The 6975-nt window shown below is 49.2% G+C and carries 7 protein-coding genes; all 7 read right to left on the bottom strand.

Features of this window, described 5'->3' with window-relative positions:
• A partial coding sequence (locus ACTQ1O_RS09895) for a hypothetical protein (RefSeq protein ID WP_441487124.1) occupies positions 1-726 on the bottom strand: 726 nt, incomplete at its 3' end.
• Between the two features lie 186 nt (positions 727-912).
• Positions 913-1356 carry a flagellar export protein FliJ gene (locus tag ACTQ1O_RS09890; protein WP_441487123.1) on the bottom strand — a complete coding sequence of 148 codons (444 nt, stop codon included), beginning with the start codon at positions 1354-1356 and terminating at the stop codon, positions 913-915.
• A 32-nt stretch (positions 1357-1388) separates the two neighbouring features.
• Entirely contained in the window at positions 1389-2693 is a 1305-nt protein-coding gene (locus tag ACTQ1O_RS09885; protein ID WP_441487122.1) for a FliI/YscN family ATPase, read from the bottom strand.
• A complete protein-coding gene (locus ACTQ1O_RS09880) occupies positions 2686-3474 on the bottom strand; it encodes a FliH/SctL family protein (protein WP_441487121.1) in 789 nt (262 codons plus the stop codon). The genes ACTQ1O_RS09885 and ACTQ1O_RS09880 overlap by 8 nt, the downstream gene beginning before the upstream one ends.
• A complete protein-coding gene (fliG, locus tag ACTQ1O_RS09875) occupies positions 3461-4507 on the bottom strand; it encodes a flagellar motor switch protein FliG (protein WP_441487120.1) in 1047 nt (348 codons plus the stop codon). The genes ACTQ1O_RS09880 and fliG overlap by 14 nt, the downstream gene beginning before the upstream one ends.
• Complete coding sequence (fliF, locus tag ACTQ1O_RS09870; RefSeq protein WP_441487119.1) at positions 4485-6164, bottom strand: flagellar basal-body MS-ring/collar protein FliF; 1680 nt, start codon at positions 6162-6164, stop codon at positions 4485-4487. The genes fliG and fliF overlap by 23 nt, the downstream gene beginning before the upstream one ends.
• A gap of 154 nt (positions 6165-6318) precedes the next feature.
• Positions 6319-6675: a flagellar hook-basal body complex protein FliE gene (gene fliE / locus ACTQ1O_RS09865; protein ID WP_441487118.1), complete on the bottom strand. Its 357-nt coding sequence runs from the start codon at positions 6673-6675 to the stop codon at positions 6319-6321.
• Positions 6676-6975 lie beyond the last annotated feature (300 nt).

Genomic DNA, 6975 nt, shown 5'->3' with positions numbered 1-6975 from the left:
CAAAGTGGCATTTTCCCATGTGTTCTGTTCCTGTCCGGTATCCGCCTCTCTCCCTTGAACCTCATACTTCCCCGCGGCGGCGATGCCCTCCTCTTTCCCCGCATGGGCAGCTGAAAAATGTTCCGCATGATCCGGGCTGGCCCCGGGATTTCCGGAAACCGATGCGGACTTTTCATCCTTCAGCGCGGTCAAAGTGGCATTTTCCCATGTGTTCTGTTCCTGTCCGGTATCCGCCTCTCTCCCTTGAACCTCATACTTCCCCGCGGCGGCGATGCCCTCCTCTTTCCCCGCATGGGCAGCAACTGTCTTCACCTCTTCACCAGGATTCTGCGAGGAGCCTTCGGTGAGTCCGGCATCCGCACCGCATCCTCCGGCCTGCCAGAGCACTGTTGACTGCGCGATGGCTTCGGCGGCAAATTCACTCTCCCGGATTCCCGGTTTTTCTTCTTTGGATCCCGAGGCCTGCTCTTCCGTACCCTCCGGATCCGAAACGTTCCTGCCTGTCGCTGAGTTTTCTCTGACCGATATACCATTCCCTCCGGGCTTTGCAAAGTGCTGTTTAGATGGGTTTGCATCGGAGGTCTTTTGCGCATCCAGGTCCTGTTTGCTGCGTAAATCCGCAATAAGTCCGGCAAATCCCTCTGTACCTTCATAATTTGCCTGCTTTAAATCCGGACGTTTCACGAAACTTTTCGTTTCTATTTTGATATTCGCGACCTGATTCATGCCGCTCTCCCCCTCCTGTTTTGCTGTCTTTCTGTATTATACATGTTCTCAAATTGCTGATTTATTTTCGCAGCTCCCCATCTTCCGCGATGCTGCGTTCCGGACAAATTCTTCAATTCTTCCCCGATGCCGCGTTCCGGACAAATTCTTCAATTCTTCTCAGATGCCGCGTTCCGGACAAATTCTTCAATTCTTCCTCGATGCCGCGTTCTGGACAAATTCTTCAATAAAAGCCTCTTCCTCTTTCTGCATAGCCTGCTGATATTCTCTGTATTTCTTTTCTTTCAGGCGGACAAATTTCTTTACATCAACTGTGGCATCAACAACTTCTTTCTTTTTTGCTTCCTCTTCTCTCCGGAGCACTGCCAGCTGGTCTTTCCTGTACTCAATCGCATTGCCGGCGGCTTCGATCATCGCTGAATACACCAGATATCTCTCTATCGCAGCCCCCTTCTGCTTGACATCATCAAAGGACTGCATGAGACGATACTGCTTTGTCCGCAGTACCGAGATCTCCTCCTCCTTGCGCCGTACACGGAGCTGACATTCCGCATACTCGTCTGTTATCCTTTCAAGGATCTGTTCCTTATAGTTCAGAACGGATTCCAGTGAATACCGGAATTTCTTCATAGTCCGATCTCCCTGCTGTGCTGTCTGCCCCGTCAGCCGAGTGCCCGACGCATCTCCTGAAGCATCTCATCGTAGCTGAAGCTCTCCCTGGTACCCTGCATCAGAAACCGCCTGATCGCCGGATATTTCCGGATTGCCTCGTCAAGTGAAGGGTTGGTTCCCTCCTTGTATGCGCCGATTGCGATCAGGTCCGCATTTTTCTTGTAAAGTCCGAGGATATTCCGCATCTGAGATGCCATTTTTCTGTGCTCATCGGATACCAGCTCCACCATAAGTCTTGAGATAGATGCCCCGATATCTATTGCCGGGTAATGATTCTGTGCCGCCAGTGATCTCGACAGCACGATATGTCCATCCAGAATACCCCGCACGGTGTCGGCGATGGGTTCGTTGGTGTCGTCTCCCTCAACCAAAACTGTGTAGATACCGGTTATGGATCCCCGGCTGAACTTCCCCGCCCGTTCCAGAAGCTTCGGAAATTCCGAGTAAATCGAAGGTGTATAGCCTCTCGCAATCGGAGGTTCCCCTGTGGCAAGACCGATTTCTCTCTGAGCCATAGCAAAACGTGTGAGTGAATCCATCATCAGAAGAACATCCAGTCCCTGGTCTCTGAAATATTCTGCTATCGTTGTGGCGACGAGCGGACATTTCAGGCGCATCATCGACGGCTGATCTGAAGTGGCCGCCACGAGAACGGTTCTCTTCATCCCCTCCTCGCCCAGATCCTTCTGGACAAATTCCAGAACCTCACGGCCTCTTTCTCCGACAAGAGCAATCACGTTGATATCCGCTTTCACGTTCTTGGCGATCATCCCCATCAAAGTACTTTTTCCGACGCCGGATCCGGCAAAAATACCAATACGCTGTCCCTTCCCTATGGTATTCAGACCGTCAATTGCCTTCACGCCGATATCCAGTCTGTCGCGGATCGGAGGTCGGCTCAGCGGATTGCTGTATGTGCTGTTCACAGTGTAATAGCTGCACTCTTCAGGAAAAGCGCTGCCTCCGTCAATCGGATGCCCGACGGCATTTATGATTCTTCCCTTCAGGAAGTTGCCGACAGGAATCCGGAGACGGTGTCCTGTATCCCGGACAAAGCTTCCTGATGTAATGCCGCTGCTGGATTCATAGGGCATCAGCTGTATCTTTTCATCGTGAAATCCTACCACCTCGGCATTAATTTCACGTCCGAGTTCCTCACTGTAGATCCTCACGATATCGCCGATTGCACATTTTCCCCCGGAAGCTTCAATCGATAAACCGATGACATTTTCAATCTTCCCGATGTGACTGATGGTCTCGGTATTCCTCACTATCTCGGTAAGCTTTTCATACATCGTCATCCCTGCTTTCCAGGTGAACTTCCTTCAGTCTGCTCCGGATATTTCTCATCTGCGTGGCGACTCCAAGATCCACGATTTCCTCCGGTGTCTCCATGATTACGCTTCCCTCGGGTTCATTATCCAGCACGACAAACTTGATATTGTCGGAAAGATTTGACAGCTCCTCGGTCAGATCAGCGTCTACCTCCGCCGTACTTTCATAATCTATGCGATCCATATAAATCTTGACAAAAGCGGTTTTCTTGTGCTTTTCCGCCTCCATTGTAATCATTCTTGCGATTACCTTGCCGCTTGAACGAAGGCTCACATGAATCACCTTCTCCACCACTGCAAGGGCGAAGGCAGTCAGTTCATCCAGATACCGGTCCAGCAGTTTTTTCTTGATCCTGCCGTAGTTTTCCAGCGCATCACAGAGTTCCTTCTGAAACTCCTCCTTTTCCTGTTCTCCCTGCCTGCGAAGAAGATCCGCACCTTCTTCTCTGCCTCTGGCGTAGCCTTCCTCATATCCTTTCCGTGAAGCCTCTTTTCGGATCTCTTCGGCCTCAATACGGGCGTTTTCAAGTATCTTCTCCGCCGAAGCTTCCGCATTCGCAATTTTGCTGTTCTTCTCCGCCTCCGGATTCAACGGACTTCCCGCGCCCGGATCACCGGTGCAGGCCTCCTCCAGAGTCATCTCCGAAACACGGACGGTATCTTCATCTTCCAGAACAGCCGGGATGAATTCCTTTGCCTCTATAGGAGTTCCCGCTCTTACAATACGATTAGACAATAACATCCTCGTCAGAGCCTCCCTTATTAATGATCAGTTCTCCCTGGTCTTCCAGTTTCCTGATGAGATTGACAATCTTCTGCTGTGCCTCTTCTACGTCTCTCAGACGGACATTATTGGTTGTCTCCATGTCAGAAGACACCGTCTCGGCCATACGTTTTGACATATTGTTGAAGAAGACCTGCTTCATGTCATCGGTTGCGGTCTTCAGAGCATACACGATATTCTTCGTATCACATTCACGAATAAACCGCTGTATCGACCTGTCATCCATGCCGAGAATATCTTCAAATACAAACATACGGTCCCTGATCTCGGATGCAAGATCCGGATCAACCTTTTCCATATCATCGAAGATCCGCTTTTCTGTACTGCGGTCGATATGATTCATTACATCCGCGGCATAATCAAGGCCTCCGATATTCATATTATCTTCGCTCGTGATAATCGTATCAAACTTACGCTTCATCTCGCTTTCTACGAGGGAGATTGCCTCCGGGGAGACCCGGTCCATCTTTGCCATCACAGAGATGGTGTCCAGCCTCTTGTCATCCGGAAGATTCATCATGACATTCGCCGCGAGCTCTGCATCCAGATAGGATAGAATAAGCGCGATTACCTGCGGTCTCTCATTCTGCATCAGGCTGATCATTGCCTTCGGATCGCCCTTGCTCAGAAAATTGAAGGGACGGGACTGCAGTGTCTTCGAAACCTTGTCCAGCAGGTTTCTTGCCGTACTTTCTCCAAAAGCCTTCTCCAGGACGGTTCTGGCGTACTCCAGTCCGCCATCTGTCATCATTTTATGCGTGAGACAAAGCTTGTAAAATTCATCGAGGGCTCCTTCCACCTGTGAGTTCGTGCTCTGTCCGAGCCTTGCAACCTCATATGTCAGATCCTCGATATCTCTCTCCTGCAGATACTTGTAGATTTCTGATGCCTTGTCTGCGCCGAGAGATATTATTACCATTGCCGCCTTCTGCTTGTTCGTCAGCCAGGCAGTGGAGCCGACATCCGGCTTACTTTTTGTGTTTTCTTCCACTGCTGTCATCTCCCTCCCGCAGCCAGCTCTGTATCAGTTTGGCTGCCGCCTGCGGATTATCATCGACGAAATCCCCGATGCTGTCCTTCAGCTGCATGCCGCGTTCTACATGCTCATTTAATGCCATTTCTTCCTGAGTCGGTGTCTTTCTGTGTTCGGTCTTTGATGCCTCTTCTCTTCTTCTTGCCTCCTGCTCTTCTTCCTGTGCTCTCAGGATTTCTTCCTCTTCGAGCTGTCTTTCTCTGTCCTTCTTCTTTTTTCTGAGAAGGAGCAGAATAACAATGATTAGTACAAGAAGCCCTGCCACCGCAATCGCGGCAGGCAGCAGTCTCGTCAGCAGGTCCTCCTCCGCTTCTGTATCCTCATTCTCCGGAATGGGAGTCGGTGATACAGCTTTTGTGATTTTTGAACGAACAATCGTAATTTTGTCTGGCGCGTCCTCCCGGCTGATTCCCGCGGCATCCGCGATCAGATTCGTCAGATCATCCTCTGACACAGTTGTGTCATCCGTATCGATCACAACTGCAACCGTACAGTCCTCCAGTGATCCGGCGTCTGTCTGCACCTGCTGTTTTTGTGTGTTGTAGAGCCACTCCCTGGATGCAGAGGAATCGAAATTACCATTATTGCCGGCTGCTGTACCGTCGTTGGTTGTATATTCCGGTGTGTCCGCATTTGCATCGCTCCCGGCTACTCCTGATGCTCCTGACGCATTATTGCCGGAATAGGCATTGCTCTCATCCTCTTTGGATAATAACCCCTCCTTATCATCCGACCCGGATTGTACAGGGACGGAATAACGGGTGTCTTCCGATATCGTACTGGAGGGATTCAGGATGCCCCGCACCGAAACCTCGACATTATCTTCTTTGTAAATTTTTCCGAGTACTCTTTTTACATTTGCGGCAATATTTTCCTCTACTTCCGTTGTCATATCGTTGACCGCACCGGTGCCGGAAGAGGAACTGCTCGTACTTCCGCCCACTTCCGTCATTGTCGCCGCATCAAATACCGAAACATTTGTAAAATTTATACCGTTCACTGACCGGGCAACCAGATTTCGAATCGCATCTGCATTCTTTTCGTTAAGAGTTTCTCCCCTCTGCATCGTTACGACAACGGATGCGGATGCGTCCATTTTGTCCGAATCGTTTGTATCACCGTTCTCATCCAGCACGTAACTGTCACTGTCACCTTCCGCAATCGTGACCTTTGCGTCCTGAACACCATCAAACAGGCGAATCGTTGCCCCGAGACGGTCCTGCAGATCATACAGGGAGTACTGCTTCTTATCCGATTCTGTGGCCATGATATTTGAATTGCTCACATACATACTGTATGTAAAACCGCTCTTCGGATATCCTTCGCTCAGCATCTCGGCACGCAGCTTATCTGCGTCTTCCTGAGGTACCTGTATCGTCCCTGTAGAAGCATCGTACAGATATTTCGTACCCTTATCCTGAATCTCCCCGACAATATCCTTTGCCTCGTCCTGACTCAGACCGGTGAACAATGTCGTATATTCCGTTTTTCTGGAACTTCGGTTTATCAGAACTGTGCCGATTGCCACAAACGCAATGCCGCAGATCAGCACAATAACCAGCAGCCTCTTCGCAGCAGTATCCAGATTCTGCCAAGCTTCCTTTGCTTTATTCAATGTCTAATCCCTTAATCATATTTTTGCATAATCCTACAGCCGCAACTGATCTTTGCATATCCTTACAGCTGCACCTGATCCATGATAAAAATCAGGTGAAAAATCCTTTTTGCTCAAACGACAAACAGACCGGAGTATTTGCCCCAGTCTGACATCAGATATTCATTTTTATCAGTTCATTATAGGATTCGATTGCCTTGTTGCGAAGTGAAATGAGCATATCAAGCGAAACCTGAGCTTTTGCCTCGGCAATCGGAAGACTGTGGGCATCCTCAAGCTGGCCGGTAGCGAGCAGATACTGCTTATTCTCCACATCGGCCTGCGTTGTCTTCACCTGATCGACCGCAGTGCGAAATACATCCTGAAACGGGATGCTGCCGGTTCCGCTGATTGATTCAAAATTGTCTTCATTTGATGTGATAGACCTAACCTTATGGTTAAAGGAATTCCCCTCTTCCTTCCAGGACTTTATCGGGGTAATAAAGTTCCCGCCTGTCTCTATACTTTTCATAATACATAAACCCTTTGATGTCAGACTTCCCTGTCTTACCGCCAGTCTGCCTCCCTGAGACTGCCTATCAAAAAGCCAGTTACCCATACAATGCCCTGCGATGAAGGCATCCTATCTTCTATAAATCATTATCTATAAAATAATACCATATTTTGGTCTCAAATGTATCTTTTTCATAAATATCGTTATTTTTTCGTACGATTTCACAACTGCCCTCCCCCCATTTTCTACGCATTCCGTCGATTGTTATATTTACTGTATAAGCTCTTCGAAAACGCAGACAGGATCGTCGCACGCGAA

Source organism: Bilifractor sp. LCP21S3_A7, from assembly GCF_052118825.1.
Classification (GTDB): domain Bacteria; phylum Bacillota; class Clostridia; order Lachnospirales; family Lachnospiraceae; genus Bilifractor.
The sequence above is the reverse complement of the archived record's forward strand: the minus strand, read 5'-3'. Positions and strand labels throughout refer to the sequence as shown.

Excerpts from the sequence above, each read along its gene's own strand:
- ACTQ1O_RS09890 (WP_441487123.1), bottom strand. The coding sequence starts at position 1,356 with ATGAAGAAATTCCGGTATTCACTGGAATCCGTTCTGAACTATAAGGAA.
- fliE (WP_441487118.1), bottom strand. The coding sequence starts at position 6,675 with ATGAAAAGTATAGAGACAGGCGGGAACTTTATTACCCCGATAAAGTCC.
- ACTQ1O_RS09885 (WP_441487122.1), bottom strand. The coding sequence starts at position 2,693 with ATGTATGAAAAGCTTACCGAGATAGTGAGGAATACCGAGACCATCAGT.
- ACTQ1O_RS09880 (WP_441487121.1), bottom strand. The coding sequence starts at position 3,474 with ATGTTATTGTCTAATCGTATTGTAAGAGCGGGAACTCCTATAGAGGCA.